This window comes from Variovorax sp. P2_H12, from assembly GCF_056403395.1.
Window position 1 is genome coordinate 1 of the sequence record NZ_JBFUFO010000330.1, and the last position, 361, is coordinate 361.

Annotated in this window: 1 protein-coding gene; it reads left to right on the plus strand. The window is 69.3% G+C overall.

The window, feature by feature from the left end:
• A partial coding sequence (locus tag AC1DYK_RS36360; RefSeq protein ID WP_478170683.1) for a sulfatase/phosphatase domain-containing protein occupies nt 1–203 on the plus strand: 203 nt, incomplete at its 5' end.
• Nucleotides 204–361: the final 158 nt, after the last annotated feature.

Here is a 361-nt window from a genome sequence, read left to right on the forward strand (position 1 = left end):
ACCCCGGTCACGGCTCGGGCCAGCCGGGGGCCAGAGACGAGACACGCGTGCCCGAGTGGGAGCTGTTCGACCTGGAGCGCGACCCGGACGAGCTGCACAACCGCTACGACGACCCGGCGTACGCCGAGATCGTCAAGGATCTCACCTCGCAGCTGACCGACCTGCAGATCAGGTACCGGGACACGCCCGAGCACCTCTCGTGACCAACGACAACCCCACAGCTCCGGACGCCTCCAGTGGGCCTGGTACACCTGGCGCCACAAGCTGCCCGTATGGGCAACACGCCCGACAGCACGAGCGGCAACACGGGCTTCCGCTACGCGCGTTGACCGGCACGACCGCTCGACGAGACGGCCGCGGC